Origin of the sequence: Limnohabitans rimovensis (SeqCode), assembly GCF_965234775.1 — a bacterium.
GTDB classification, from domain to species: domain Bacteria; phylum Pseudomonadota; class Gammaproteobacteria; order Burkholderiales; family Burkholderiaceae_C; genus Limnohabitans; species Limnohabitans rimovensis.
In genome coordinates, this window is the sequence record NZ_OZ248566.1 from 175,318 (window position 1) to 200,936 (window position 25,619).

Annotated in this window: 23 protein-coding genes; 12 read left to right on the forward strand and 11 right to left on the reverse strand. The window is 60.5% G+C overall.

Annotated elements, in window-relative coordinates; genetic code table 11:
* Positions 1-38: 38 nt before the first annotated feature.
* Positions 39-1,046, reverse strand: coding sequence for a 1-phosphofructokinase family hexose kinase (locus tag AC8GFZ_RS09695; protein ID WP_506644677.1), 1,008 nt, complete (start codon positions 1,044-1,046; stop codon positions 39-41).
* A 21-nt stretch (positions 1,047-1,067) separates the two neighbouring features.
* Between AC8GFZ_RS09695 and AC8GFZ_RS09700 the strand changes: the two genes are divergently transcribed.
* The 4 genes from AC8GFZ_RS09700 (at position 1,068) to AC8GFZ_RS09715 (ending at position 4,402) form a co-directional block, all read left to right on the forward strand.
* Entirely contained in the window at positions 1,068-1,826 is a 759-nt protein-coding gene (locus AC8GFZ_RS09700; protein WP_506644678.1) for a substrate-binding domain-containing protein, read from the forward strand.
* Between the two features lie 91 nt (positions 1,827-1,917).
* Positions 1,918-2,235: an NIPSNAP family protein gene (locus AC8GFZ_RS09705; RefSeq protein WP_414015975.1), complete on the forward strand. Its 318-nt coding sequence runs from the start codon at positions 1,918-1,920 to the stop codon at positions 2,233-2,235.
* Positions 2,236-2,237: 2 nt separating this feature from the next.
* Positions 2,238-3,965 (forward strand): thiamine pyrophosphate-requiring protein, encoded by a 1,728-nt coding sequence (locus AC8GFZ_RS09710; protein WP_506644679.1) that lies wholly within the window; start codon positions 2,238-2,240, stop codon positions 3,963-3,965.
* Between the two features lie 56 nt (positions 3,966-4,021).
* Complete coding sequence (locus tag AC8GFZ_RS09715) at positions 4,022-4,402, forward strand: hypothetical protein (protein ID WP_414015977.1); 381 nt, start codon at positions 4,022-4,024, stop codon at positions 4,400-4,402.
* Positions 4,403-4,405: 3 nt separating this feature from the next.
* Here AC8GFZ_RS09715 and AC8GFZ_RS09720 read toward each other — a convergent pair whose 3' ends face one another.
* On the reverse strand, positions 4,406-4,945 hold the full coding sequence (locus tag AC8GFZ_RS09720; RefSeq protein WP_506644680.1) for a DUF1003 domain-containing protein: 540 nt from the start codon (positions 4,943-4,945) through the stop codon (positions 4,406-4,408).
* A gap of 178 nt (positions 4,946-5,123) precedes the next feature.
* Here AC8GFZ_RS09720 and AC8GFZ_RS09725 point away from each other — a divergent pair, with 178 nt between their 5' ends.
* Complete coding sequence (locus AC8GFZ_RS09725; protein WP_414015979.1) at positions 5,124-5,474, forward strand: hypothetical protein; 351 nt, start codon at positions 5,124-5,126, stop codon at positions 5,472-5,474.
* A gap of 79 nt (positions 5,475-5,553) precedes the next feature.
* On the opposite strand, the gene AC8GFZ_RS09730 is transcribed toward AC8GFZ_RS09725, so the two are convergent.
* The 5 genes from AC8GFZ_RS09730 to AC8GFZ_RS09750 form a co-directional block, all read right to left on the reverse strand.
* Positions 5,554-6,285 (reverse strand): SDR family NAD(P)-dependent oxidoreductase, encoded by a 732-nt coding sequence (locus tag AC8GFZ_RS09730; RefSeq protein ID WP_506644681.1) that lies wholly within the window; start codon positions 6,283-6,285, stop codon positions 5,554-5,556.
* A gap of 43 nt (positions 6,286-6,328) precedes the next feature.
* Positions 6,329-7,624, reverse strand: a complete 1,296-nt coding sequence (locus tag AC8GFZ_RS09735) for a TRAP transporter large permease (RefSeq protein ID WP_506644682.1) — start codon at positions 7,622-7,624, stop codon at positions 6,329-6,331.
* 18 nt (positions 7,625-7,642) lie between these two features.
* Positions 7,643-8,176, reverse strand: coding sequence for a TRAP transporter small permease (locus AC8GFZ_RS09740; RefSeq protein WP_506644683.1), 534 nt, complete (start codon positions 8,174-8,176; stop codon positions 7,643-7,645).
* 37 nt (positions 8,177-8,213) lie between these two features.
* On the reverse strand, positions 8,214-9,197 hold the full coding sequence (gene dctP / locus AC8GFZ_RS09745; protein WP_506644684.1) for a TRAP transporter substrate-binding protein DctP: 984 nt from the start codon (positions 9,195-9,197) through the stop codon (positions 8,214-8,216).
* Between the two features lie 69 nt (positions 9,198-9,266).
* Positions 9,267-10,181 carry a fumarylacetoacetate hydrolase family protein gene (locus AC8GFZ_RS09750; RefSeq protein WP_506644685.1) on the reverse strand — a complete coding sequence of 305 codons (915 nt, stop codon included), beginning with the start codon at positions 10,179-10,181 and terminating at the stop codon, positions 9,267-9,269.
* A 73-nt stretch (positions 10,182-10,254) separates the two neighbouring features.
* Between AC8GFZ_RS09750 and AC8GFZ_RS09755 the strand changes: the two genes are divergently transcribed.
* From AC8GFZ_RS09755 to AC8GFZ_RS09765, 3 genes are read left to right on the forward strand one after another with little or no spacing between them, the layout of a single operon-like run.
* The gene (locus AC8GFZ_RS09755; protein ID WP_506644686.1) at positions 10,255-10,971 is read left to right on the forward strand and encodes a GntR family transcriptional regulator; all 717 of its coding nucleotides are present in this window, start codon (positions 10,255-10,257) and stop codon (positions 10,969-10,971) included.
* Positions 10,968-11,306 (forward strand): EthD domain-containing protein, encoded by a 339-nt coding sequence (locus AC8GFZ_RS09760; RefSeq protein ID WP_506644687.1) that lies wholly within the window; start codon positions 10,968-10,970, stop codon positions 11,304-11,306. Before AC8GFZ_RS09755 ends, AC8GFZ_RS09760 begins: the two co-directional genes overlap by 4 nt.
* Positions 11,303-12,277 (forward strand): NAD-dependent epimerase/dehydratase family protein, encoded by a 975-nt coding sequence (locus tag AC8GFZ_RS09765; protein ID WP_506644688.1) that lies wholly within the window; start codon positions 11,303-11,305, stop codon positions 12,275-12,277. The genes AC8GFZ_RS09760 and AC8GFZ_RS09765 overlap by 4 nt, the downstream gene beginning before the upstream one ends.
* Positions 12,278-12,338: 61 nt before the next feature.
* On the opposite strand, the gene AC8GFZ_RS09770 is transcribed toward AC8GFZ_RS09765, so the two are convergent.
* Positions 12,339-12,746 carry a hypothetical protein gene (locus AC8GFZ_RS09770; protein ID WP_506644689.1) on the reverse strand — a complete coding sequence of 136 codons (408 nt, stop codon included), beginning with the start codon at positions 12,744-12,746 and terminating at the stop codon, positions 12,339-12,341.
* A gap of 117 nt (positions 12,747-12,863) precedes the next feature.
* On the opposite strand from AC8GFZ_RS09770, the gene AC8GFZ_RS09775 reads away from it, so the two are divergent.
* The gene (locus AC8GFZ_RS09775) at positions 12,864-13,796 is read left to right on the forward strand and encodes a carbohydrate kinase family protein (protein WP_506644690.1); all 933 of its coding nucleotides are present in this window, start codon (positions 12,864-12,866) and stop codon (positions 13,794-13,796) included.
* On the opposite strand, the gene recD is transcribed toward AC8GFZ_RS09775, so the two are convergent.
* Genes recD through recC form a run of 3 tightly spaced genes read right to left on the reverse strand, consistent with a single transcriptional unit; the run spans position 13,786 to position 22,912 of the window.
* The gene (gene recD / locus AC8GFZ_RS09780) at positions 13,786-15,585 is read right to left on the reverse strand and encodes an exodeoxyribonuclease V subunit alpha (RefSeq protein ID WP_506644691.1); all 1,800 of its coding nucleotides are present in this window, start codon (positions 15,583-15,585) and stop codon (positions 13,786-13,788) included. The two genes, AC8GFZ_RS09775 and recD, sit on opposite strands and share 11 nt — an antisense overlap.
* Positions 15,582-19,262: an exodeoxyribonuclease V subunit beta gene (recB, locus tag AC8GFZ_RS09785; protein WP_506644692.1), complete on the reverse strand. Its 3,681-nt coding sequence runs from the start codon at positions 19,260-19,262 to the stop codon at positions 15,582-15,584. The genes recD and recB overlap by 4 nt, the downstream gene beginning before the upstream one ends.
* Positions 19,259-22,912 (reverse strand): exodeoxyribonuclease V subunit gamma, encoded by a 3,654-nt coding sequence (gene recC / locus AC8GFZ_RS09790; RefSeq protein ID WP_506644693.1) that lies wholly within the window; start codon positions 22,910-22,912, stop codon positions 19,259-19,261. The genes recB and recC overlap by 4 nt, the downstream gene beginning before the upstream one ends.
* A gap of 190 nt (positions 22,913-23,102) precedes the next feature.
* Here recC and AC8GFZ_RS09795 point away from each other — a divergent pair, with 190 nt between their 5' ends.
* From AC8GFZ_RS09795 to AC8GFZ_RS09805, 3 genes are all read left to right on the forward strand, one after another.
* Complete coding sequence (locus AC8GFZ_RS09795) at positions 23,103-23,300, forward strand: DUF333 domain-containing protein (protein ID WP_506644694.1); 198 nt, start codon at positions 23,103-23,105, stop codon at positions 23,298-23,300.
* Positions 23,301-23,332: 32 nt separating this feature from the next.
* Positions 23,333-23,947, forward strand: a complete 615-nt coding sequence (locus AC8GFZ_RS09800) for a hypothetical protein (RefSeq protein ID WP_506644695.1) — start codon at positions 23,333-23,335, stop codon at positions 23,945-23,947.
* A gap of 193 nt (positions 23,948-24,140) precedes the next feature.
* Complete coding sequence (locus AC8GFZ_RS09805; protein ID WP_506644696.1) at positions 24,141-25,601, forward strand: oxidoreductase; 1,461 nt, start codon at positions 24,141-24,143, stop codon at positions 25,599-25,601.
* Positions 25,602-25,619 lie beyond the last annotated feature (18 nt).

Genomic DNA, 25,619 nt, shown 5'->3' on the forward strand with positions numbered 1-25,619 from the left:
AATTTTTTTTAAGGCCAAGTCTTATCAACGAAAGCAACTTAATCTTTCAAAGAAATGATCTGCACCGACGCCAGCAATCTCGCCACATCAGGGGCCTGGCACAGTGCTGTTCCCAAGGAGGCCAGTGCTGCCGCTGAAGCTGCCATGGCGTGGCGCAATGCCTGGCGAAGTGTGTCGGGTGAGGTGTCGGGATTCATTTGGTCCAAGGTGGCCACAAAGGCCCCCACAAACGTATCGCCCGCACCAATCGTGCTGCGCACCGGCACCGCCAAGCCGGGTGCATGCCACGTGCCTTGAGCGGTGACCAACAAGGCGCCCTCTGGCCCCAAGGACAAAGCCACCAACTCACACCAAGCATTGGCCAGCCATTCGCGCGCCACCGCCAAGCGCTGTGGCATGGTGGGCAGTGCCCTGCCGACCACTTCTTCCATTTCGCGCAAGCTGGGCTTGACCATGTAAACCCCCACGCGCATCGCTGCCATCAAAGCTGGACCAGACGCATCGAGCACCAATTTTTTGTGTTGCGCATGGGCCAGCCTGGCGATGTCGGCATAAAAGTCTTGCGGTGCATCGGGTGGCAAACTGCCGCTGACCACCCAATAGCGGCTGTCTAGGGCGGTGCCCTTGAGGGTCTGCAAGACTTGGGTCAAGGCATCAGGGTCTGCTGTGGGGCCTGGCATCACAAAGCGAAAGTCCCGGCCACTTTGGGTTTCGTGCACCGAAAAGCCCATGCGGGTCGCTTGCGCGGTCGCCATGCATCGGTGCGCAACCCCTTCGGCATCCAACATATCGGCCAACTGCACGCCAGTGCTGCCGCCGCCCAGCCAAAGGGCTTGCACCGATCCGCCCAAGCGGTGCACCACCCGCGCCACATTGATGCCCCCACCACCGGGGTGGTACTCAGGCGCTGTGCAGCGCAACTTGTGCGTGTCCATCACCTGCGCAGTGGTGGTGAGCACATCCACACTGGGGTTGAGGGTTAAGGTGGTGATGTGCGCCATATCAAGCATCATGCCAGAGATGCACAAGCGGACTGCTATGCTCATTCATCAATTCGCCATCAGCCCGTGAACCCCGCTTACCCAGATCACCCCGCCAATCGCCGAGCTTCGACAGAGGCCTTGGCAGGTGGCAAAGTGCTCACGGTGTTCAGTGTGGCGGCGCTCGAGGTCGCATTGAAGCAGACCATTCTCCGTTTTGAGCAAACCAGTGAGTGGCAGGTGGCCTTGTACTTCAATACCGCCCCTGAGTTGATGGCCAAACTGCGCGATGGTTGGCGTGCCGATGTGTGGATTGCGCCAGCGCCTGTGCTCGAGCAGGTCGCCGCGCTCGGCAGGGTGGGCACGCATCAGCCTTTGGCCCAGGTGGGGGTGGGGGTGGCTGTGGCGCAGGGACAGGTGTTACCGGATATCTCGACGGTGGCCGCGTGGCAACGCGCTGTGCGCAGGGCGTCGGGCGTTTTTTACACCCATGCCTCATCGGGTCAGTACATCCACGGCTTGCTCACATCGATGGGTCTCATGGACGAGGTGCGCAGCAAAGTGCATCGATTTGACAACGGTGAGGCCATGTTGCTTGCTTTGTCACAAGTGGGTACAGGACAAGAAGTCATGGCCATGGGCGCGATCAGTGAAATCCTCACATTTGCCCAGCGGGGGGTGGTCTGTGTGGGGCACTTGCCCCCTGCGATTGCGCACAAAACCATTTACGCGTTGGCCATGGACGAGCAAAGCCCTCGGCTGTGCCACGCCCAGCGTTGGGTGCAGATGTGCGAACAAGCCGATGTGTGGGGCGATGTATCGCGCACCGGCATCGAGCCCCTGTGAGGAAAAGGCTCAGGGTATTCAAGGGGTCCGTGACGCTGGAGCTGCACCCCCCATTTGGTAAGATGAAACGACATTCAACAGGAGAAAAGTCATGGCTTTGTATGAGTTGAGAACCTATTCCGTGGTGGTGGGAAAAATGGCCGAAGTGGTTTCTTTGTATGGCTCAGAAGGCTGGGCTGCTTTGGACAAGCACCCCAAGAAATTGATTGGTTATTTCACGGGCGATGTCGGTGCGCTCAACGAAATCATCCACGTGTGGAAGTTTGATGACGATGCCGATCGACGTGCTTTTTGGGCGGGTGTTTTTGCCGATCAGGCTTTCATGGCTTTTGCGGGCAAGTTGCGCCCCATGATCCTCAAGCAAGAAAACAAACTCATGATGGCTGCGCCATGGGGTCCTCACCCATGACCATGGATCAGTCCCAGACGCACACCACCGCCCATCATCTGCTGCAAGGCTTCAATGAACTGGGCTTGGATTATTTGTTCTGCAATCTGGGTACCGACCATGCCCCGCTGATCGAAGAGATGGCGCGCTGGCGCCAGCAGGGTCAGGCTTTTCCCAAAACGGTTTTGTGCCCGCATGAAAACACAGCTGTCCACATGGCCGCCGGTTATGCCTTGGCCTCGGGCCGGGGCCAGGGGGTGTTGGTGCATGTGGATGCGGGGACCGCCAATGCCAGCATGGGCATTCACAATATTTCCAAAGCCCGCTTACCCCTGATGCTGATGGCGGGACGCGCGCCCTACACCTCGCATGGTGAATTGCCCGGCACCCGCGACACCTTTGTGAATTTTGTGCAAGAGCCCTATGACCAAGGTGGCTTGGTGCGCCAATATGTCAAATGGGACTACAACCTCCCGTCTGGGGTGATCGCCAAGGAAGCCTTGCGCCGTGCCCACAGCGTGATGCAAAGCGACCCCAAGGGCCCTGTTTATTTGACCTTTGCCAGGGAAACCTTGACCGAAACTTGGCGTGACGATCAGTTGCATGATTTCCCCGCTCAAGCATATGGCGCGACCCCTGCCTTGGGCACCGATCCCGATGCTGTTGATCAAGTGGTCGATCGTCTGTTGGCCGCCAGCCACCCCTTGATCATCACCTCATACAGCGGTCGCAACCCAGCGACGGTGGCCACCGTGGATGCTTTGGCCCGCTTGGCCGGTATCCGTGTGATCGAGTGCAATGCCGTGGATCTCAACATTCCCCACGACTCGCCTTGCTTCAGTGGTTTCGTTCCTGGGGCCCATGTGACCCAGGCCGATGTGGGTTTGATGGTGGATGTGGATGTGCCTTGGATACCGCGCGATACGCCGGTCAACCCGGCCACCTGGTGGGCCCACATCGACGTGGACATCGACAAGCGCAGCTACCCGATGTGGAGTTTTCCGCGCCACTTGAAGATGCCGGGTGACAGTGGTCGCATCTTGGCGCAAATTTTGGCGCGCATGCAGCAGCGCGTGAACCCGGCGTTCACCCAAGCAGCGCAAGCGCGGGTCGCTGGCATGGCCCAGGAGGGACAACAGCGGCGTCAACGCGCCACCGATTTGGCCGCCGATCCGGGAAAAGTCGGGCAAATCAACCCCCATTTTTTGTGTGCAGCTGTGGCCCACGCCATTCCGGCCGACGCCATCGTGCTCAACGAAGCCATCCGCAACGCCCCCGTGGTGGCGATGCAAGTGCCGCGCACGGTGCCGGGCTCCCATGTGGGTTTGGCCGGTGGCGGATTGGGCTTTTCAGCGGGCATGGCTTTGGGCATCAAGTTGGCCCAACCGAATCGTTGCGTGGTGGCTTTTTCGGGCGATGGCTCGTTTTATTTCGGCAACCCGCAGTCCAGCATGGCCGTGTCCAAGCAATACGGCTTGCCGGTGTTCACCATCGTGCTCGATAACGGTGGTTGGGCCGCGGTCAAAGAAGCCACGCTGCGCGTTTTCCCCGAAGGGGTGGCCAAAGCCACCCAAGCCTACGAAGCGCATTTGGCGCCCGACATGAATTTCGCCATGGTGGCCCAGGCAGCTGGCGCCCATGGGGAGTGGGTCAGTGATCCCGCCGATGTCCCCGCTGCCATCGAACGCTGTTTGGCTGCCTTGGCCCGAGGGCAAAGTGCTTTGTTGCAAGCCAAAGTCATCCGACTGTGATCCGCACTTGGGTTTCCCTGGATCATCACGCGATTTTTTATCACCAGGAGCAGTACATGAGAAAAACCAATTTTCGATGCTTGACAACCCTTCTTTTCGGCTTGAGCCTGGGTTTGGCCCTGGCCGCTGATCCCAAACCAGCCGAAGAACCAGCGGTGAAAAAGTCTGACACGGGCATTTGCCACGACAAAACCAGTGCCAGCTATGGCAACACCAAAAAGTTCACCGCCTTCAAAACCGTGGACGAATGCGTGAAGAGCGGCGGCACCTTGCCCGCCAAAACTGCGGCGGCGGCTGAACCCGTGGTGAAAAAATCGGACTCGGGCATTTGCCACGACAAGAGCAGCCCCAGCTATGAGCGCACGAAAAAATTCACCGAGTTCAAAACCATCGATGAATGCGTGAAAAGTGGTGGCAAATTGCCGGGTGCGAAATAAGCCTTACCGCTGGCCTGCTGCCAGCAGGGTTTCGATTTGTTTGGACAAGCGGTGCACCGAGTCGGCCAAGGCTTTGAGTTCTTGTTCGCGCAGCAAATCCACTTTTATGTGCAGCAACTCAATTTCCAATTCGGCCTTGACATTGACCTCGTAGTCGTTGTCAGCGCGGCGCCGATCGGTTTCGGCCAATCGGTTTTGGCTCATCATGATGGCCGGCGCGGTATAGGCGGCTTGGAATGACAGCATCAAATTGAGCAAGATAAACGGATAGGGGTCCCACGGGCCACTGGTTTGCGTGTTCCAGCTGATCCACAGCACGATCAATGTGCTTTGAATGATGATGAAGCGCCATGACCCCACCGTGGCCGCCACGTGATCGGCCACCTTTTGCCCCCAAGTCAAGGGTGCAGGCGCTTGCGGCGCAGGTGCCGTCACTGGCATTTGGATGCGCCGATGGGTTTGCCGATGTTGGCGCAAGCTGTGCAATAAATGTTGCTCATCATGGCTCAGATTGGGTGGGGGGAGTGTGCTTGAAGCAGTCATGGTTGTGTTGGGTTGGGGATTCAAAGACGCGGTGCTGGCAACTTAGCACAAACCCCCTCTGAACAGTCGCAAGTGCTTGGAATAAAACAAATATATATAAGCCCCCAAGCTGAGCCCACAGGCGTACATTAGGTTCACCCACCTCGGAAGTGTTTTCCGCTCAATAAAGAAAGTTCACATGATTCAATGGCCTGCTCAAACCGAGTCCGTTTTGTGGGGTGCTGTCGCTGGCGCAGTGATTTTGTCGGTGGTGGGTTTTAGTTTTTCAGGTTGGCACACCGCCAGCCAAACCGATGCCATTGCCAGTGTCAAGGTGGCCACGGCATTGACCGCGGCCATGGCCCCCGTGTGTGCCACTGCTTTCAAGCAAGACGGCAAATATGCAGCCAATCTGGTGGAGTTGAAGAAAACCGATGAATGGTCACGCAGCAACCTGATTGAAAAAGGCGGCTGGGGCAAAGTGGCTGGCGGTCAAGACTTGAGCCCAGAGGCCGCCCGTGCCTGCGCTCTGCTGCTGATCCCGGCTTAAAGCGTTAGACAGTCTGCCAGGGCTTTGCCCCGGCAGACCCCTGGCCACGCTGAACCCAGGCCTTTCACAGGCTTGGGGCTCAGATGCTCAATCCCCCCAGCGATTTTCCGCCGTCCACAAACAGGGTTTGACCGGTGATGAAGTGGGTTTGGGGCGACGCCAAGAAAGACACCGCATGCGCGATTTCGTCGGGCGATGCGGCTTTTCCACGTGGCTCCAACGCTTCCCACTGTGCAAACATCTCGGGTGGCGCGGAGCGTGTCATGGGCGTGTCGGTGAATCCAGGTGCCACAGAGTTCACAGCAATTTCTTTGTCGCGCAATTCCATGGCCATGGCACGGGTGAGCCCGACCACGGCCGATTTGGACGCCACATAGTGGGCAAAGCGGGTGCCGCCCAAAGCACCCCGCGAAGAAATGGTCACGATGCGCCCACCCGCCACCATGCGCCGCGCGGCTTCTTGCGCAGGAATGAAGGTGCCCACCACATTGACTTGCAACATTTGGGTGAAGGCTTGCTCGGTCAATTCCAAAAACCGGGCATCGTTGTAGATACCTGCCGCGCACACCATCACATCCACCCGCGCATGGGCTTGCAAGGCCTGGTGCACGCTGGCGCGATCACACACATCCACCACCGCCGCACTCATCCGCAGCCCTTGCGCTTGCAAGGGTTTCAAAGCGGCGGCCAGCACATCGGCTTGGCGGTCCATGGCCACCACATGAAAACCATCTTGGGCCAAGCGTTTGGCAATCGCCAAACCGATGCCTTGGGCGGCGCCTGTGACAAATGCATTGAGGGGGGTGTTCATATCAGTTCTGTGTCGGGGTAAAGGCCTTCAATTTTCAGCGCCATCAGCCGACATAGCCAAACTGGCGCGGCAGCCACAGCGTGATGGAAGGAAAGAAGATCATCAAGAACATCACCACGCTCAAGGGGATGCAAAACTGCCATATCTCGCGGTTGATCTCTTTCATCGGTACTCCGGTGAGAGAACCCAATACAAACAAAATCAAACCATAGGGCGGGGTGATCATGGCGATCATGAAGTTCAAAATCACCACCACGCCAAACTGCACCAAATCAATGCCCAAGGCGTTGACGGTGGGCAGCAGCACCGGCACGAACACCAGCAGCATCACCGCGCCATCGAGCACCGTGCCCAAGATCAAAAACATCACATTGACCAGCAGCATGAAGACAATCGCAGACAGATTCAAGCTGGCAATGTAGGCGGCCAGTTGCACCGCCACTTGCTCCGAGGTGATGGCATAGTTAACGATGAATGAGCTGGCAATGAGCATCATCACCACGGCCGATTGGCGTGCTGACATGGCGAAAATGGCGATCAAGGCTTTCAAGCCCAGATTGCGATAAATGAAGGCGCCGATCACGATGGCCCACAAGCCTGCCATGGCCGCCGATTCAGTCGGGCTGAAAACGCCCGACCAAATGCCGCCCAACAGCATCACCGGCAAGGTCAGCGGCAAAGCGGCGCGCCAAAGCACCAAGGGCATTTCCGACCAGGAAATGGATTTTCCAAAGGGCAGGTTGCGCTGGCGGGCGATGAAGGCAATCCACAGCATCAAACTTGCGGCCATCAATAAACCCGGCACCACACCGGCCAAAAACAGAGCGCCCAAGGAAGCCGTGCTGATCAAGGCGTAAATCACCATGGGAATGGACGGTGGAATGATGGGCCCCAAGCAAGCAGCTGCCGCCGCAATGGCCACAGCCAGTCCACGTGGGTATTGACCCACTTTTTCCATCATGCGGATGGACACCATGCCTGGACCTGCGGCATCGCTGATGGCGCTGCCACTCATGCTGGACATGACCACATTCATCAATACCGTGATGTGACCCATGCCCCCACGCAAGCGACCCACCAGCACATCGGCCGCGCTCCAAATGCGCTCGCTGACCGTGGATGCATTCATCACATTGCCGGCAAAAATGAACATGGGCACCGCCAACAAGACATACATGCTGAACATGGAGTTCAAAGTTTGATCAACGATCAAACCGATGTCTTGGCCTTTGAGCCAGAGGTAAACAATGCCGCTGCTGAACATCATCAAGACGATGGAAAACCGCAGCAGCGCGCACACCAGGATCACGATGCCCATGGCGATCAGAGCGGTGCTCATGCGGCGCTCACGGAAAAATCAACCCAACACATTGGTTTTTTCATCTGCTTTATGGTCTCGGACATGTTCGGGCCATTGATCGGAGATGAGCCACAAGAACCGATTGGCTGCGCGAACAATCACAGCCAACCAATAAATGACAAAACAGGCATATACGTAATCCAAGCGCCATTCGAGCGCGTTGGTTTTTTCGCGCCACAAAAATGCCACATAGCCCCAAATGGTGGGCGCCGCGAGTGTGAACAGCAGCACAATCAAAACAGACGCGGTGAGACCGATCAGGCGCCGACCGCTGGGACCGCATTGGTCCCACACCACGTCAAAGGTGACTTGCTCTCGCTCGCCGAGCACCAGCGCTTCGGTCAAAAAGGTCGACCACAAAAACAAAATCAAAATGGATTCGTCCACCCAATTGACCGGCTGAACCAAGACATAGCGCTGAAACACAGAAATCACGAACAGCACAAAAATGCCGATGAACATGGATACCGTCAGCCATTCAGCATAGCGGCTTAAGGCCTTGAATTTTTGCCGAATGGCTGCGATACCCATGGGTGGCAAAGTGTTCAGAGCAGTTCTGTGCTTGGGCTCACTTGACGGCCTGGATGCGCGCCATCAAGCCGGGCTTCCATTTGGCGGTCATGCCACTGGTTTCATATTCTTTGAACACGGTGGTGCGAAACAGGCTGGCATCGGGCTCGCTGATGCGCACGTTGGCGGCCCGAAAGGTGTCCAGCGCTGATTTTTCGTCTTGCAGCGTTTTGGCAATTTGCATGTCAGAGGCTTCGCGTGCGACCGATCGGAGTTCGGCTTGTTGTGCGGGCGTGAGTTTGTCAAACGCGGGCTTGGCCATGGCAATGAACACCGGTTGCACCAAATGCTTGGTCAACACCACTTGCTTGGTCACTTCGTGGAATTTCCAGTCGCGTGTCATGTTGGTGGGGTTGTCTTGGGCGTCGATTTGCCCGGTTTTGAGTCCCAAATACACCTCGGTGATGGGCATGGCCACGGGTGTGGCACCCAGTGCTTTGGCCAACACTTGGAAAGATGCGCCCGGGGGCATGCGCATTTTGGTGCCATTCAAGTCGGTGGGCTTCTCAATTTTTTTATCGTTGTTCAAGTTGATGGTGCGGGTGCCCAGGTAAGCGGTGTCCAAGATCACCAAGCCCACTTTATTGGCCACATCGTCGTAATACTCTTTGCCAATGTCGCTGCGGAAAGTTTTGATCAGGTGGTCGGCGTCACGGAACAAATAGGCGGCACTGAAAACCCCATACTCGGGCAATTGGGCTTCAATTTCAAAGGTCACTGGGCTGGCCATCTCCAAGTTGCCGCGCTGCATGGCGGGCAATTCGGTGCCTTGTCGGAACAAGGCGCTGGCGGTGTGCACAGATACCTTCACAGCGCCTGGAAATTTGCTCTCCATGCGCGCTTTGATCGTTCGAAATGCGTCCGACAGCGGTGAGCTGTCGGGCGCTGCCGTCGAAACCCTGATCTCGGTTTGGGCATGGGCCAAAGGCCATGCCAACAAGGTAGCCACGCTGATGGCTGTGGCAATGAACGTTCTTTTCATGTTGCGCTCCTGAAAGTAGTGAAAGACCCGACAGAACAGGCTGGGTCCATGGCCTTGGCAAAAACCATTTCAGCGTGAAGGACCAATGTCCACGGATAAGCGGCCAATGCCTTGGATATCGGCATCGACGTGGTCACCCACGCTTAAAAAAGTTTTGTGCGGTACACCCACGCCGGCGGGGGTGCCGGTGAGCAACACGTCGCCTGGGTCCAGCGTCATGATGCGTGAGGCGGTGGCAATTTGTTCGGCGACAGAAAAAATCATGTCTTTGGCGTTGCCATTTTGTTTCAGCGTTCCATTGACCGCCAACTTCAAAGCGGCCTGCTGGGGATCGCCAAATTGATGGGCGGGGATCAGGCGCGGCCCCATGGGGCAGCAGGTGTCGTGGCCTTTGCCGGCGACCCAATCGAGTTTGTAAAAGGTTTCCGGTGCGCGGTTGTGGTCACGGGCTGAAAAGTCAATCGCCACCGTGTAAGCCGCCACATGCGATAGCGCTTGCTCAACGCTCACATTGCGCGCGGTCTTGCCGATCACCAAGGCCAATTCGACCTCCCAATCAAAGGCCTGGGTGTTGATGGGCATGTGCACTGTTTTGCCTTCGCCCACCACCGCGTTGCGGGGTGGTTTCATGAAGAAAAACAAGCGCTGGTCTTCTTTTTTGGCGCCTGGCATGCCCATTTCAGCCAGATGATCGAAGTAATTGGCCCCGGCGCACAAAATTTTCCCCGGATACAAAAGCGGTGCCAAGCGCTGGCCTGCCGGCAGGGCGTCGGCCGCTTGGACCTGGCTGGCAGCAGCGTTGAGTGCGGCCAAGGAGCTGGCCCAATCACCAAACAAGCCCAGCACGCTGTCTTGTCCGGCCAGACCCACGCGGGCCAAACTGGGGGCCAGGCGGTAAGCCACACCGCCCACTTCCAGGGCGGCCATGGCCTGGTCGCCTTGTGCAAAAGTGGCCAACGACCAAGGGGTTTCAGGGCTCGCCATGTTTTTCCTCTTGTGAGAATAATATAAATCCATCATAATTTTATAAAATCACCCCGTCAAGGCATTTTTACAAATGGAAAACCCTGAAGCCTCATCACTGGCAGAGCGCGCCTACCAACGTTTGCGCAGCGAAATCTTGTATGGCGACCTGATGCCGGGGGAGCGGTTGCGCCCAGCTGATTTGCAGGACAAGTTTCATCTGGGCCTCACCCCCATTCGCGAAGCTTTGATGCGCCTGTCCTCTGAGAACTTGGTGGCCTTGGACACCCACCGCGGGTCGCGGGTGAGCGAAACCAGCCTGACCGAGTTGAGCGACTTGATGGCCACGCGCCGATCGATCGAAGGCTTGTGTCTCACATCCGCCATGACCCATGGGGACGCCGCCTGGGAGGCCGAGGTGGTCTCGGCCATGCATTTGCTCTCCAAAACCCCACTGCCGCGCTCGGCCAAAGACCGCGAGGCCGCCACCTTGTGGGAGTCGCGCCACCGCCGCTTTCACCATGCCATGGTCGGCGCTTGTCAGGAAAAATGGTTGCTGTGGTTTTGGAACATATTGGCCGATCATTCCGAGCGCTACCGCAAATTTCGGCTGTTGCAGCGCATGCCGGTCAAGAGCAAGGCCAGGGACATTGAGGCCGAGCACCATGCCTTGATGGAGGCCGTTTTGGCACGCGACCACAGCTTGGCCACCCGTTTGATGTCAGACCATTTGAGTGCCACTGAAAAGTCGGTGGCGCTGGGTTTGGCGGCGTCTCCCCCATCTCCATTGCCCACGAAAGGTTCCGCATGATTGTTCGCACCGCCATTTTGGAGGGCACAGTGGCCCCCGAACACAAAGCCGAGTTTGATCAACACATGCGCACCACGGTGGTCGCCGCTCTGGGGCGCTATCCGGGCTTGATCAAAGCTGTGTTGCGCGAGATCGCTGAGGCCGATGCAGATGCACCGCCGGTCTACATGGCTTTTGATTTGTACTTTCACAACCTGGCCGATATGCATGCGGCTTTGGCCAGCACGGTGCGGCAAGCGGTGCGCGCCGAATTGGCCTTGCTCATGCCGCGCTTTCAAGGACGGGTTTACCACTTGGTGTTTGACGAAACCGCGCAAACGGGCGATTTGGCATGACGGTATTGGTTCTGGGCGCAGGCCTGATCGGTGGGCTGACTGCCCAGTTATTGGCCCAGCGTGGCGACAAAGTGGTGTTGGCTGATGTGCGTGATGGCGCGGCGCCCGATGGGGTGCTGCGGGTGCGCTGCGATGTGACCGATGAACCCGCCTTGAAGACCCTCATGCAAAACCATGGTGTTCGTGATGTGGTGCACACGGCAGCCTGGTTGTCCACCGCCATTCGGCAAGACCCGCTCAAAGGCATCGGCGTCAACATCATGGGGACCGCCCATGTGTTGGAGTGCGCCCGAACGCTGGGTTTGCGCCGGGTGGTGTTGGCCAGTTCGACCACGGTGACTTACACCGGGTTTGCCGCGCATGGCCCCCAGCCCATCGAGGAGGATTTGCCTTTGCACGTGATCAGTGAGCGACCGGCGAGCATTTATGCCGCTTGCAAACTGGCGGGCGAGCATTTGGCGCAGCTGTATCACGATCTGTATGGTGTCGATGCTGTGTCATTGCGCTATGCCGCGGTGCTGGGCGACTTGGGCAACATCACCAGCGTGCCGGGTCGCCTGCTGCAAACCTTGGTGCAGGCGGGCCAATCGGGGCGGGCTGTGCAATTGGACGATCCCTTTTTGGTCTGGGGTGGGCGTGAAGAATTTGTCGATGCGCGCGATTGCGCCCGGGCCAATGTGTGTGCCTTGGATGCCTTCAACCCGCAGCAACGGGTCTACCACATCGCCGATGGGCAGTGGCACTGCTTGGGGGACTTTGTGGCAGCCGTCCAGCGCCTGTACCCCGCTTTGCCAGTCACCTGGCCAGACAAATTGACCACCGGGTTTGCTGGTTTTCCGCAGCAAAGACCGGCCCCATCAGACCACCGACGGGCGCAGAGTGAATTGGGCTTTGCGTGCGCGCATGGGTTGCAAGATTCGATTGCCCATTGGGCTGCGTTGGCACCCGCTTCAACGCACATCAGACCCTAGGAAATCGCTGCATCCTTGCCGATCGCCATAACGGGTTTGGGCCGGCCATGCGCAGCCCGGTTCAAGCCGGTTTGCATTGCCCTTGCAGGCTCATGCGCTGCGTTTTTCGCTGGTAGGGGACATCGGCATAACCGCTCAAGGCCATGTTGGCGCGGGCGAAGCGCAACTCGCGCACCTCACCATTGGCCACGGTCTTTTGTTGGATGCCCATGCTGCTGGGGTTGGTCAGGTTTTTGCCCACAAATTGATCGGTGGTCAAGGTGTTGATGAACATCTCATAAGGCTTGGCGCCTTGCACTTTGAAATACAGGTTGTTGCCAATCGATTGGATTTCGATGCTCACCTCTGCGGCCGGGACTTTTTTGTCCTCCAGGGCAGGAAAGCTACCCTCGATGGTGCAGCGCATGGTGAAGATTTCTGCCTGGGCCGTGGCCGGCAAGCCAAGCAGCAAAACAAGGTGCAAAAGCACGGTGGGCGCAACCCACTTCAGGGTGATGGACGTCATGTGCGAACAGGTGATGTGCGAGCCTTGAATGTAGCAAATCACCGGCGGTGTTGGTCTTCAGCGCTTGCTTAGAATCAATTCATGAATCCGCGACTGATCTGTGTGGGCCATGTCGCTTTGGACATGATGTTTGGTGTGCAGGCCTTCCCCGCCCACCCGACCAAAACCCCAGCCCATCACCACCACCAAGGCGTTGGTGGCATGTCGGCCAATGCCGCTGTGGCGCTGGCCCGTTTGGGCGCCGATGTGGCCTTTTGTGGGCCGGTGGGCGACGATGCAGCGGCCGACGTGTTTGCGCGCCATTTCCAGCGCGAGGGGGTGGACGCCTCGCGCATGCAGCGCTTGAGCGGGCACAGCAGCTCGGTCTCGGCCATCATCATCGATGGTCAGGGTGAGCGCATGATCTTCAATCACCGGGGCAGTGCCCTCACTGCGCCGGCTGCGTTCGATCCGGCTTGGCTGAGTGGCTGTCAAGCCCTGTGGGTGGATCCGCGCTGCCCCGCTTGGGCTTTGCAGGCCTTGCAATGGGCACGCGTCCATGGCGTGCCCAGCATGCTCGACGGCGATATTTCCCCTGCACCAGACTTGACCGCGTTGGTCCCTTGGGCCGATTGGGTGGTGTTCTCAGAGGCGGGCTTGATTCACGCTTATGGCGTCGGTGGTGAGGCCGGTTTGGAGCGTGCTTTGCAAACCGACGCGCATGGCCGTACACCGCTGGCGGTGGCGCAAACCTTGGGTGCCCAAGGGGTGTGTTGGAAGCGTGCAGGTCAGCCATTGCAACAGCTGCCAGCATGGCCGGTGGGGCCGGTGATCGACACCTTGGGCGCGGGAGACGTGTTCCATGCCGCCTTGGGCTTGGCTTTGTGGGAGGGCTTGGACGACACAGCCGCCATGCGTTGGGCCAGTGCAGCGGCGGCACTCAAGTGTTTGCAGCCCAGAGGGATTTTGGGTGCACCCACGCGCGCCGAGGTGGATGCTTTTTTGGCCCAAGCGGGAGCGCCGCTTATTCTCTGAGGCCTCCGCTGCGCTGCGTCACCCGTGCGCAGGCATTCCACCAAACCTGGGGTTCGGGCGCCCAAATACCCAGGCTGTGGCGAGCGCGGGTGATGCCGGTGTAAATCAGTTCCCGTGACAACACGGGTGCATCGCGTTCGGGCAACACCAACAGCACCGCGTCAAACTCAGAGCCTTGCGACTGGTGCACCGTCATGGCCAAGGCGGTGTCCACATGCTCTAAGCGCGTCGGGGCCACCCAGCGCACCCCATCGGCACCATCGGCAAAGGCCACTTGCAAGGCGGTTTGGCCATTCACTGCGCGCGGCAAACACAGCCCCACATCGCCATTCATCAAGCCCAATGCGCTGTCATTGCGTGTGACCACCACGGGACGACCGCTGTACCACCCGCTCCCGGGCAAACCCAGGCTGCGTGCCAGACCGAGGTTGAAGGCGTGCACCCCCCAAGGCCCCTCGCGCAAGGCACACAACACGCCCAAGCGAGAGAAATCGTTCAAGCACAGGCGCGCTTGGGCGTCGCTGAAAGCCGTTGGTTCGGGCCATGGGCCTGGGCTGAGCGCGGGGTGTATGCGCTGTAACCACTCTGACCATCCGGCACGCACGCGCGCCACTTGTGCGGTACCCCACATGGCGTGCTGGTTTGCGCCCGCCTGCCAGCGTGAAACGCCCACGGCGTGCGGGTCTGAATCCGTGCTGGCCTGCTGCCACAGGGCTTGTAACCGAGCACGGTCGCCGGTGTTGACCGCCTGGGCCCATTGGCCAATGGCACTGTCATGGCCAAAGCGGTGGCTGTGGGTCAAGGTGGCGGTGGCGTTGCGCAGCCATGGGCTTTCACACAACTGGGCCATCACCGCGCCCGCTTCGACCGAGGCGAGTTGGTCTTTGTCGCCCAGCAGCACCAGGCGGGCTGGTGTGGGGACGGCTTGCAGCAGGCGGGCCATCATTTCCAGATCGATCATCGAGGCTTCGTCCACCACCACCACATCCGCATGCAACTGTCGCTGACCCGTGAGAGGGGTTGCCAAGCCATGCCAACCGAGCATTTTGTGCAGCGTTTGCGCCTCGGCGGGTAGGGCGGTTTGCCAATCTGCGGGCAACGCCGCGTGGGCTTGCGCCATGGACGCATTCAGCCGGGCGGCGGCTTTGCCCGTGGGGGCTGCCAACAACACACGCAAAGGTGCTGGGCCATGCGCCGCTTGCAACAAAGCCAATAAGCGCATCACCGTGGTGGTTTTCCCCGTGCCCGGGCCGCCGGTGATGATGCAGGTGAGCTGGCGCAAGGCCATGGCGCAGGCCAAGCGTTGGCTGTGCTGCGGGGCCTGCGGGTCAACCGGACCAAACAAGGCGTCCAGACCATTTGTGGATGGATCGACCTGAACAGGGGCCCCGTCTTGGCGCGCTTGCAAATGTTGGCGAATGCGGGTCTCAGCGCGCCAGGCCCGGCGCAGGTACAAGCGGTTGGCGCTGGCGACCAGGGGCGCGGTGTCACCCTCGCACCACGGCAGGCTGGCCAGCGCCTGTGCCCAGTTGCTGGGCAGGGCTTGGGCGTCGGCTTGGGTCCAGCCCAACAAAGCCGCTGCATCGGTTTGCAATGCCGTCACATCCAGGCACGCATGGCCACGCCCCCATTGGTGGCTGGTCAGTGCGGCCAGCCAAATCTGCGTCTCGCACGTGGCAGGGATTTGTTGGCACAAAAAATCCGCCCATGCCCGGTCCAGCGTGGTCAAAGCCTGCACCGGTGCCAGCACAGAACGGGCTTGACCTTTCGCGTGGCTGGGCATGTTCATGCCACTTCCTTTTTGAGCAGCGCATCCAAGGCTTCGATCAATGCCCGTGCGGGGCGATGCCAGTGCACACCGGCACCGGCTTGGTCGATGCCGCGCAGAAACACATACACAGCCCCCCCCATGTGTTGGTCGTAGTCGTAGTGGGGCAGCCGCACTTGCAGCAAGCGGTGCAGCGCCAGGGTGTACAAAACATATTGAACGTCATAGCGGTGGTCCAGCACCGCGGCGTTCAGGTCTGGCGCTTGGTAGTTGTCCAGGCGGTTGGACTTGTAGTCCAGCACGCCGTAGCGGCCATGGTGTTCAAACACCAAGTCCATCACCCCGGTGAGCATGCCGTTCAAGCGCTGGGGCCACAAGGCGCGGCGCGCCAGGCCGGGCAACACATGGGCACAGATCAAGGCGTCAATGGCCTGCGTCGCGGCACTGGAGACGGCCAGGGTGAAAGGCATTTCGGCCCAGGCCTGGGTGGGTTTGAGTTGCCCCAAGATCAAGGGGGGTGCATTCTGCATGGGCGTGGGCAAAGGGGTGTGCAGCAAGGCTTGCAGCCAGGGGTTGATGAGCGCTGTTTGCACCTCGGTCAAATCCAGTGCCATGGCCTTGCGCGCGACCACGCCTGGCCAAGCACCAGGGGCCAAGGCCGTTTCGGTGGGCCCGTCGTGGGCCAATGGCCAGCCATGCTCGCACTGCCACTGCAGCAAATCGTGCAGCAACAAACCACTGTGCGCACCCGCTGGAAAAACCTGCCATCGGCTGAGTTGCGTGGCTTGCCGCTCGCCAACGGGTATCCAGCTTGTGGCTTTGTCCAGGGGGTCCGCCACCACTGGCAAGGGTGTATCGGCGGCAGGCTGTGGGCTCAATTCAGGTGCATCGGGGTGGACCTCGTCGCTGGCTTGGATGGCCAGTTCGGCGTCGAGTTGGCGCGTCATGGCGCTGAAGCTGGCGGTCCACCAACGGGTCGGGTTCAAAGGCCTAGGGGTGGCCAGCCGAGAAAAATCGAGCTGCGGGCTGGGGCCCAGATACATGCTTTTTTGCGCCTCGATGGTGGTGGCTTCCAGGGCGGTGATGTGGATGTCTGTGCAGGTCCCCCATGCCGATTGCAAGCGGTCCATCAGGTCTTTTTTGGTGGTGCGTTGCAGCAGCTCACACGGGGCAGAGCGCAACAAGCCCTCCTTGGCAGAGGCTTCGCGCAGCTCACCCGTCACGGGGCCCAGACCCACCCAAGCGGCTTCTCGGGCACGGGTGAGGGCGACGTATATCAAGCGCATGTCCTCGTCGCTGCCGACCTCGTCCTCGCCTGGCGTGGGCTCTGCTTCGGACACCGGGACGGGGCGCTGTGCAGCGTCCGTGGGCCTGCCAAAGCTGGATAGAAACGGCACCCACACCCATGGGTATTCCAGCCCTTTGCTCTTGTGGTAAGTGATGATTTGAACCCGCTGCGCATCGGACTCGAGCCGCATGTGGGCCGAATCGAGCGGGGGTGAGCGGGATTGAATTTGCTCTCCCAAAAACCGCACCAAGGCCTCGCAACCACTCAGGCGGGTGCCGGCATGCTGCAACAACTCGCCCAGGTGCAACAAATGGTTGATGCGGCGTTCACCATCTGGGCTGGCGAGCAAGCGCTGGGCCAAGCTGCTGCCCAAGCGGTTGTCGGCATGCATCCACTGTTGCAGCATGGGCCACACGCCAGCACGCACCCAGGTTTGGTGCCAAGCGTGGGCCAGGGTTTGCCAGTCATCCAGCGCGCCGTTGTCGGCCAGGCTGTCCGGCAGGGTGTGGGCCGGTAAGCCCCACAAGCGGGTGGCCAATGCGGCGCGCAAGCGGGCGGTGTTGCGTGGCGCACTCAAGGCGTGCAGCCAATGCCACAGGTCCATGGCCTCTTCGCTGTGATAGACGCTGTCGCGCTCTGACAAATAGACACTGGCCACGCCGCGTTGTTGCAAGGCTTGGCGCATCAAGCGGTGGTGGTGGTGGCCGCGCACCAGCACCGCCATCTGGCCCGCTTGGATGCATTGGTTTTGCAAAGATTGGGCAATGTGCTCGGCCGCCGCTTGGGCCATCAGGTCTTCATACCGGCCTTTGCCCAGCGTGTCTTTGTGGGCCGCATTGTCTTGCACCACCCACACCGACAAACTGCTGGCCTGCGTGGGCTGGCTTTGCAGGTTGGGGGGGGGTGGGCGCGCTGGCAAAACCGTTGGAAAGTCCAAGGTGACAAAGGCTTTGGGGTGCTCGCCAAACACGTGGTTGACTGCGTTCACCAGGGCTGGGGTCGAGCGGTGGTTGTGCGTCAGCACATGCACCGCGTCTGGGTTTTCATGCTGGGCCTTGGCGCGTGCTTGTAAATACGTGGTCAGGTCGGCACCGCGAAAGCTGTAAATCGCTTGCTTGGGGTCGCCAATCATCACCCAGCACACTCCGGCTTGGGCGGCGTAAACGCGCTCCAAGCTGCCACACTGCCAGGGGTCGGTGTCTTGAAATTCATCCACCAAGGCCACCGGGTACTGGTCGCGCACAGCTTGGGCCATGCGGCCATCGGCTTGCTGCAAGGCCGCGTGCAGGCGCTGCAGCAAATCTGAAAAATCAAATTGCCCGCTGTGGTTTTTGCTCGCTTGCATGGCCTGCCAACCGGCGCTGGCGGCATGGTTGAGCATTTGATCTACAAATAGTGAGCCCTGCTCAGTGTGGGCGAGGTATTGGTCGATTTGCGCAAACACCGATGCGGGTGGCGCATCCACCCAATTTTTGGCCATCAAGGTTTTGCGACCAAACCGACTCAGCACCTGGGGGTCGATGTCCGCACCTTGGCGCCAGGCTTGCATGCGGGCCAACCAGCGTGGCAGGTGCGCGGCAGAGTAGCTGCGCAAGTCCAGTTGGCCCTGCGCCGCAGCCTGTTGCAAGGCGGCAATCGCCGCGTCATCCCATGCCGAGCGCGCAGCTTCACCCAGCACGGCCAGTTGCTGGGCCCATGCGGCACGCTGGGCACAAATGATGGGTGGCGTGTGTGTGGCCCAGGCCATGGCCTGCGCCAGGTTTTCGGGGCTGCGCTCCATGTGCCGCCAAATCGGCAGCAGTCGCTCCAGCAAGGCCTGGGGGGATGCGGCGACTTCGCTGTGCAGCCATTGGGCGTCTGAGGTGCCCAAGGGGTAAAACCAGCGCCGCCAATGGTCTTGCACGGTTTGGCGTTGCAAGGCTGACACGTCCTCCAGGCGGGTTTGCTCAAACAAGCTTTGGCTGTCGAAAGCGTGTTCGAGCAGCATGCGCAGGCTCCAGCCATGGATGGTGTGGATGGCCGCTTCGTCCATCCACTGCGCGGCATGCTCTAAGCGTTGCACGCAGCTGGCATGCCAATGGGGTTGGATGCGGTCGCGCAATTGCGTCAAAAATGCATCGGCACCTGGCCCTTGTGGGCCAAAAGCCTGGGCAGCTTCGCTCAGACGCTGACGTATGCGCTCGCGCAGCTCGGCAGTGGCGGCCTCGGTGAAGGTCATGACCAAGATCTGCGGCGGCATCAAGGGTGGCCCCAAAGCGGCCTGCGGTTCGATGGGGTCGCGCAAGCCCAAGACCAAGCGCAGGTACAACGCGCTCAAGGTCCAGGTTTTGCCCGTGCCAGCGCTGGCTTCAATCACTTGGCGACCGTGCAAGGGCAGCGCCAATGGGTCCAGGGCAGCGGGCTGGATCATGTGGCCTCCCCCGGTGGGTGACGCGTCAACACCAAGTCGGCCAGCAAGGGGCCATAAAAGCGCGCGCTCCAAATGGGCAAGTGGGGGCGCAGTTGCTCAAAGTTTTCCCAATGGCGGCGCAGCAAAGGGCTGAGGCGGTGCTCGCCTGGCCAGCGTGCACCCGTGCCCACATGGTCTTCAAACACGGCACGGGCATGGCGATCGGCCGCAGCCACAGCCGATGCGTCATCGCTGTCAAAGGCTTGCACCGTGGCCAGCCATTCACCGGCTGTTTGGCAGGCCAGTGGCATGGGCTGTGCCCAGGCTTGTTGGTACAGGGCGGCCAGGTCCAGCAACTGCTGGTGGGCTTGTTCGCGCGCCAAGCTGGGCCAGCAGGCCAGCGCGTCCAGGCCAGCCACCACGCTGGTGCCCTCCCACCCGTTGGCACACAGAACCAGGTGTTGCAACCAAGTGCGGGTCAGCTTGTGCATGCGGGCGCGCAAAGGCTCTTTGGTCGTCGTTTTGCGCAGCAATTGGGATGGGCTGTATTCAATGTGCAGCACCCGACCCCGGTCATCGCACCACCATTCATGCGGGTCGAACTCGCCACTGAGTTGAGTCTGTTCATCCAGGTCCATGTCCACGGCGGGGGTGGTCCAGGGGAGGGGGTGCTGTGCGCGCAAGCCCTGGGTGTGGGCGCGAAGTGCGTCCAATTGCGCTTGGAGTGCGCCAATGGCGATGTCGCCAAAGCCGGCCAAGGGAAGTGTGCCGCTGTGGTGCAAGCCCACGGCAGCACCATCGGCGCTGCGCAGCAAACCTGCCAATGCTTGGTGCCGTTGCAAGGGGTTCAAGTCAAAGTTTTCTTCGCTCTCCAAATCGGCTTCGGGTGCGTCGAAATGGATGCGCAAACGATCTTGGTAGTAAACCGACAAGGGCTGGCGCAGCATGCTGTGCCAACGCGCCAGCGTGTGTGAGCTTGGCGCTTTGTCGCCACAGGGCACCACCCCATTGGAAGCTGAATGGGATGCCATGGGCAGGACTCCTGCGCCCGCCGTTGCAGTTGCTGGCCCAGGGGCAGGTTCAGGTGCTTGATCTGGTGTTGGTGTAGCCGCGCGCGATGACGCCTTGTACAGCGCTTGCGCGGCCAAGGCCCATGGGGCGTCGAAGGTGGTGAGCGTGCTGCCGGGCAAAAAGTAGCTGGGAGAAAAGGCTTGCAAGGGCATGCTGTGAATTGGTGCTTCGCTGTCCCAGGTTTGGCGCAAATGGTCGCGCAGTTGACCCACCAGCACCGATGGCGGCAGTGGTTGGTGGTCGTGGGTGCGCCAAGCCTGCCAGCTGATGTACAAGCGCTCACGCGCTGACAGCAAGGCCTCTAAAAACAGGTAACGGTCGTCGTCGCGGCGCGAGCGGTCGCCCATGCGGCGCCAAGCTGGGTTGGCCATCAGGTCAAAGTCGCGTGGGGCCTGTGCGCGGGGGTAATCGCCGTCATTCATGCCCAGCAAAGCGACCACCCGAAACGGCACCGAGCGCATGGGCATGAGGGTGGCGAATTGCACGCCTTCGCCCAAAAAGCGCTGGTGCATGCCTGGTGTGGCCAGGTTTTGCAGCCAGTGTTCGCGCACCACGACGGCGGGCACCGGTGTGTCCAAGCGCGCTTGTTCGCACAAGCCCACCCAGTCGGCCAGCCCCGCATGCAGTCGCTCAAGCAACCGCTCCTCGGCCTCTTGGGTGGGTTTGAAAAAACGTTTCAACATGGGTGCCAGCATCGCTTGCCATTGGGCAGGTGTGTGGGCTTGGCCCATGGTGTCGCCCCAATCGGCCATGGCCTGCAGCCAATCGAGCAAGCGGCTGATCAGCGCTGCGTCCAAGCCGCCCACCCCCGGTGTGGGCACCGTGTCACCCCAGGCTTGGCCCCAGGGGTCACTGAGGGGGTCGGTGCCACTGGCGTAGCCCAGCAACAGCCGGCGCAGGCCGAAGGCCCAGGTGTTGTGGTCTGCGTCAGGCAAATCGGGCGTCATGCCCCATTGCTGGCGGTGCTGCGCGTCCATGCCCCAGCGAACGCCTGATGCTTGCAGCCAATCGGTCAAGGTGGCCAAGTCGTCGCTGCGCAGACCAAATGCCTGGCGGATGGCTTCGATCTCGAACAAGGCCTGCCAATCGCTCAGGCCCAGCCGCCATTGGGGCCATTGCATCAATGGGTCCAGGGCCAAGAGCCAGGGGTGGGTGGCGACTGTTTGATCCGCCACGGAATAAGGCAGATGCAGCGCTTGGCCCACCGTGGTGCGGCCAAAAACCGCATGGATGTGGGGCGCGAAATGGGACATGTCTGGCACCATGACCATGATGTCGCGCGGGTCCAAGCTGGGATCGTCTTTGAGCCAGCGCAGCACATGATCGTGCAGCACTTCCACCTCGCGTTGGGCGCTGTGGCACTGCACCCATTGAATGCTGGTGTCGTTGGGTTGGCGCTGGTGCTGGCTTTCTGCCGTGGGGCGCAGGTTCAAGATATCTGACTGCAACTGTTGCAATTGGGTGGCCGGTCCGGGTTCTGCGGTATCGACAAAAGCCGACACCCGGGCTTGTGGGTGGTCCTCGAAGACATCGATCAAATGAAGTTGGTCGCGCACCTGTTGGCCCCAAGCGGCCAGCAAGGGATGGCCATTTTCGGGCTCACTGGGTGCGTCGGTGTTGGTTGCGTCTGGGAGGTGTTGCTGTAAGGCGTCTTGAGCCAGGGCCTGCCATCGCTGGGCCGCAAAGCGCGTGGCCGATGGGCTCAATCCCCAGGGGGTGCTGGCGCGTTGTGGGCGCACATCGCCCCAATACATTTGGCACGGGTTGGTCACCGCCATCACCACTTGCGACACCTGTGCCACAGCCGCCAGGGCTTCCAGGGTGGACAAGGGCAAGGACGATATGCCAAACACCACCACCCGGGGGGGCAAACCGGCGGCGGAGGGTGGCGGTTCGGCCATGGCCTGCATGAAGGCCTGGTGCACCTGGGACCGCGAATGCATCACTGTTGTCTGCGATTGGGCCACGCCTGGCATGTCTTGTTGCACATCTTGCAGCAAGCAGCGCCACAAAGCGGGTTGCCAGCGTTGGGCTTCGGGCAAGGCTTGCACCTGGTTGCGCGCCCCCCGGATCTGGTCTTCGCCCCCGGCCCAATCTTGCAGCCAGTCGGCGCGGTGATTTTGGTAACCATCGAACACATCGGCCACTTGCATGGCGAGTTGGTAGGCCCGGCGTGCAGGCGACGCCTGAGCGCCAGGCGGTTCGTTGGCTGACGGGTGCGGGCTCAAATAACTTTTCAACGGCGCGTAGACCGGGTCTTCCAAGCCTTGCGAAAAAAGGCGCAGCAGTCGCCAACACAAAGCATCCTTGTCCAAGGGCATGTGCTCGCTCACACGCTGGCCCCCCAGCACTTGCCGATACATGCGCCACAAAGCGGTGGATGGCAAGTCCATGCGGGTGGCGGCGCATATGCCCAAACCATCTGGGCTGGCCAGCTGCAACTCCAGCCAATGCTTCATGCCGTTGCTTTGCACCAAGACCTGTTCGGCCTGCAAAGGCGGCAAAGGGTGTTGTTGCATCACGTGCAAAACCAGTTCGAACAGCACCTCCAGTTGGTTGCTGTGCAAAACGATCAATCCGGGGCGCAGGGAGTGGGTCATGGGCAGGTGACAAGCTTACTGGAGCCCAGGCCCATGGGGTGCGCCTGTGCCCGCTGGGATCCTGTTGCTCCCCCATCGGGAAACCACTTGTTGATATAAAAGTAAAACCATATAATTAATTAATATGGTTTAATTAATTAAAAATGCAATGATAAGTATCCGTTGGTATGTTGTGGGCGCGTTATCGGCTTTGGCACTGTGTCTGGGGGCGTGCAGCCCTGCGGGCAGCTCGCCGGTTCCCAACACCTTGGCCCAAGCCTGCGCCCAGGCCGGTGGGATGGTGGCTTTGTCGCGCAGCGACGATGGCATGGCACGCCAAATGTGCAAGTCCCCAACGGGCCGCATTTGCGATGAATGGGCCATTCGCCGTGGGCAGTGTGGCCTGTGATGGACTGGGCAAGCCCGCACCAGCCAAGCCGCTTGGCACCAGTTTGCAAAATCACGGCCCGGGCTTTCAAGGTATTGGCTTGCCGCGTGGGCGCTGAGGGATATCAAATTGACGCTTTTGGCGAGGATCTGTTCATCCTCGTGGGGGCCGATGAGCCGGCGGCCCATTACCTTTTGGTGGGCTCGCGTGCAGGCTCCATCACCTTGACGGGCCCGGGGTCAGGCCATGTGTACCGCGATGGCTCAGGGGTGGGCCATGCCCGGCGCGCGGGCAGCGGCCCAGGTTGTGCCATGCGCAGCGGCGCGGGCCATGGCCATGCTTACCGCGATGGTCAAGGCGACGGGGCTGCCATTCGCTCGGGCACAGGTAGCGGCCACGCCATCAACCACAGCACCGGCGTGGGCAACGCCTGGCGCGAAGGCAGCGGGGCCGGGGATGCGGTTCGCTCGGGTTTGGGTCAAGGCCACGCCTACCGCCTCGACAACGGGCAGGGCCAGGCGCTGCGAAATGGCCAGGGCAATGGCGACGCTTTGCATTTTGGGCTGAACCCAGGCCTGACAGCCCGCTTGGACACGGGCGTGGGCCAGACCTGGAGCATTGCTGGGGCGCTGGCGCGCAAGCAAGCGATCTACTCACCCCAGCGCTAACCCCCCAACGGTGTTCTGGCCGCCGTCTATCGCTGCCCGGTTGACATGCACATCCTTCAAGGCAAGGGGGCAGCCCCGCCATCAGGCACAGTTGCGGGGCGCTCGGGCAGATCCGGTCTTGCGATTACGATAGGCGCTGGATTGACTCAACCGATTTTTGCCCACTGCATTGAAAGCAAGGGGCACTTTTTTTATGTGGAAACCTCCCCAGCGTATCAAGTTTCACAGCCAACTGGGCCATCCGCCCAGCGCTCAACAGGCCCAAGCCTCGCGCTTGTTCAGCCCGGTCCATATCGGTGCGTTGACCTTGCCGCAGCGCACCTGGGTGCCGGCCATGGTGCCATGGCGCTCCAACGACGAAGGCTGGGTGACCGAGGATGTGTTGCAGTGGTATGGCCGCTTTGCGCGCGGTCGACCGGGCGCCATCGTGATCGAAGCCACCGGCATCCGCGATGTGCCCAGCGGCCCGTTGTTGCGCATTGGCCATGACCGCTATATCGAAGGCTTGCAACGTTTGGTGCAAACCATCCACCGCGAAAGCCGGGGCCAGACCCGTGCATTGATCCAAATCATTGACTTTCTCAACATCCGCCGCCGCCCCGAGCCGGCCAAATACTTTGAGCGTTTTTTGCGCATCACCCCGCGTTTGCGCCAAGCCCTGGGGGCCCAAGACTGGAGCGAGGAAGCGGTGCGTGAACACCTCACACAGATGGACCCGCAGCAATGGCCCGAGGTGTTGGATGCGCGGGAATGGGAGGCCTTGCACATGGGTGCGCGTGAGCGCGTCACCGACACAGAATGGCCGCATATCCAAGAGCTGCCACAGGTGTTGCCCGGTTTGTTTGCCGCGGCTGCGGGGCGCGCCCAGCAAGCCGGTTTTGACGGGGTGGAGTTGCACTACGCCCATGCTTACACCATGGCCTCCTTTTTATCTGCCACCAATGTGCGCACCGACGGCTATGGCGGATCGCGCGAGCAGCGCATTCGCTTGCCGCTGGAGGTCTATGCCGCGGTGCGCCAAACCGTTGGCCCCCAGTATGTGGTGGGTTGCCGCTATTTGGCCGAGGAATGCATCGACGGGGGCCACACCTTGGACGATGCGGTGTGGTTTGGCGAGCAGTTTGCGCGTGCGGGCATGGACTTCATTTCAACCTCGCGCGGTGGCAAGTTCGATGATGCCAAGCAGCCCGGCGTGGGGTCCAGCGCCTACCCTTACACCGGGCGCAGTGGCTACGAATGCATGCCCCAGTATTTGTCCGACGAGCAAGGGCCTTTTGGCCGCAACATCGCTGCCACGGCGCGCATCCGCAGCGCCATCCGCGCAGCGGGCCTGGCCACCCCGGTGGTGTGCACCGGTGGCGTGCACAACTTTGACATGGCCGAGGCCATGCTCGAGCGCGGCGACTGCGACATCGTGGGCACCGCCCGACAAAGCCTCGCCGACCCCGATTGGGCCTTGAAAACCTCGCTGGGCTTGGGTGACCAAGTGCGCTTGTGCGAATACACCAATTACTGCGAAGGCCTGGACCAAAAGCACAAACAAGTCACCTGCCAACTCTGGGACCGAATGGAATTGGACGAACCGGGATTGCGCAAGTCCAGCGATGGCAAGCGACGCTTGGTGGCCCCTGCATGGGAGCCGCCCGATGCTTGACGTCGGTGGCGCCGGGGG

Coding starts and splice junctions, on each gene's coding strand:
- AC8GFZ_RS09695 (WP_506644677.1), bottom strand. CDS start 1,046: ATGAGCATAGCAGTCCGCTTGTGCATCTCTGGCATGATGCTTGATATG.
- AC8GFZ_RS09705 (WP_414015975.1), top strand. CDS start 1,918: ATGGCTTTGTATGAGTTGAGAACCTATTCCGTGGTGGTGGGAAAAATG.
- AC8GFZ_RS09710 (WP_506644679.1), top strand. CDS start 2,238: ATGGATCAGTCCCAGACGCACACCACCGCCCATCATCTGCTGCAAGGC.
- AC8GFZ_RS09715 (WP_414015977.1), top strand. CDS start 4,022: ATGAGAAAAACCAATTTTCGATGCTTGACAACCCTTCTTTTCGGCTTG.
- AC8GFZ_RS09720 (WP_506644680.1), bottom strand. CDS start 4,945: ATGACTGCTTCAAGCACACTCCCCCCACCCAATCTGAGCCATGATGAG.
- AC8GFZ_RS09725 (WP_414015979.1), top strand. CDS start 5,124: ATGATTCAATGGCCTGCTCAAACCGAGTCCGTTTTGTGGGGTGCTGTC.
- AC8GFZ_RS09730 (WP_506644681.1), bottom strand. CDS start 6,285: ATGAACACCCCCCTCAATGCATTTGTCACAGGCGCCGCCCAAGGCATC.
- AC8GFZ_RS09735 (WP_506644682.1), bottom strand. CDS start 7,624: ATGAGCACCGCTCTGATCGCCATGGGCATCGTGATCCTGGTGTGCGCG.
- AC8GFZ_RS09740 (WP_506644683.1), bottom strand. CDS start 8,176: ATGGGTATCGCAGCCATTCGGCAAAAATTCAAGGCCTTAAGCCGCTAT.
- dctP (WP_506644684.1), bottom strand. CDS start 9,197: ATGAAAAGAACGTTCATTGCCACAGCCATCAGCGTGGCTACCTTGTTG.
- AC8GFZ_RS09750 (WP_506644685.1), bottom strand. CDS start 10,181: ATGGCGAGCCCTGAAACCCCTTGGTCGTTGGCCACTTTTGCACAAGGC.
- AC8GFZ_RS09755 (WP_506644686.1), top strand. CDS start 10,255: ATGGAAAACCCTGAAGCCTCATCACTGGCAGAGCGCGCCTACCAACGT.
- AC8GFZ_RS09760 (WP_506644687.1), top strand. CDS start 10,968: ATGATTGTTCGCACCGCCATTTTGGAGGGCACAGTGGCCCCCGAACAC.
- AC8GFZ_RS09765 (WP_506644688.1), top strand. CDS start 11,303: ATGACGGTATTGGTTCTGGGCGCAGGCCTGATCGGTGGGCTGACTGCC.
- AC8GFZ_RS09775 (WP_506644690.1), top strand. CDS start 12,864: ATGAATCCGCGACTGATCTGTGTGGGCCATGTCGCTTTGGACATGATG.
- recD (WP_506644691.1), bottom strand. CDS start 15,585: ATGAACATGCCCAGCCACGCGAAAGGTCAAGCCCGTTCTGTGCTGGCA.
- recB (WP_506644692.1), bottom strand. CDS start 19,262: ATGATCCAGCCCGCTGCCCTGGACCCATTGGCGCTGCCCTTGCACGGT.
- recC (WP_506644693.1), bottom strand. CDS start 22,912: ATGACCCACTCCCTGCGCCCCGGATTGATCGTTTTGCACAGCAACCAA.
- AC8GFZ_RS09805 (WP_506644696.1), top strand. CDS start 24,141: ATGTGGAAACCTCCCCAGCGTATCAAGTTTCACAGCCAACTGGGCCAT.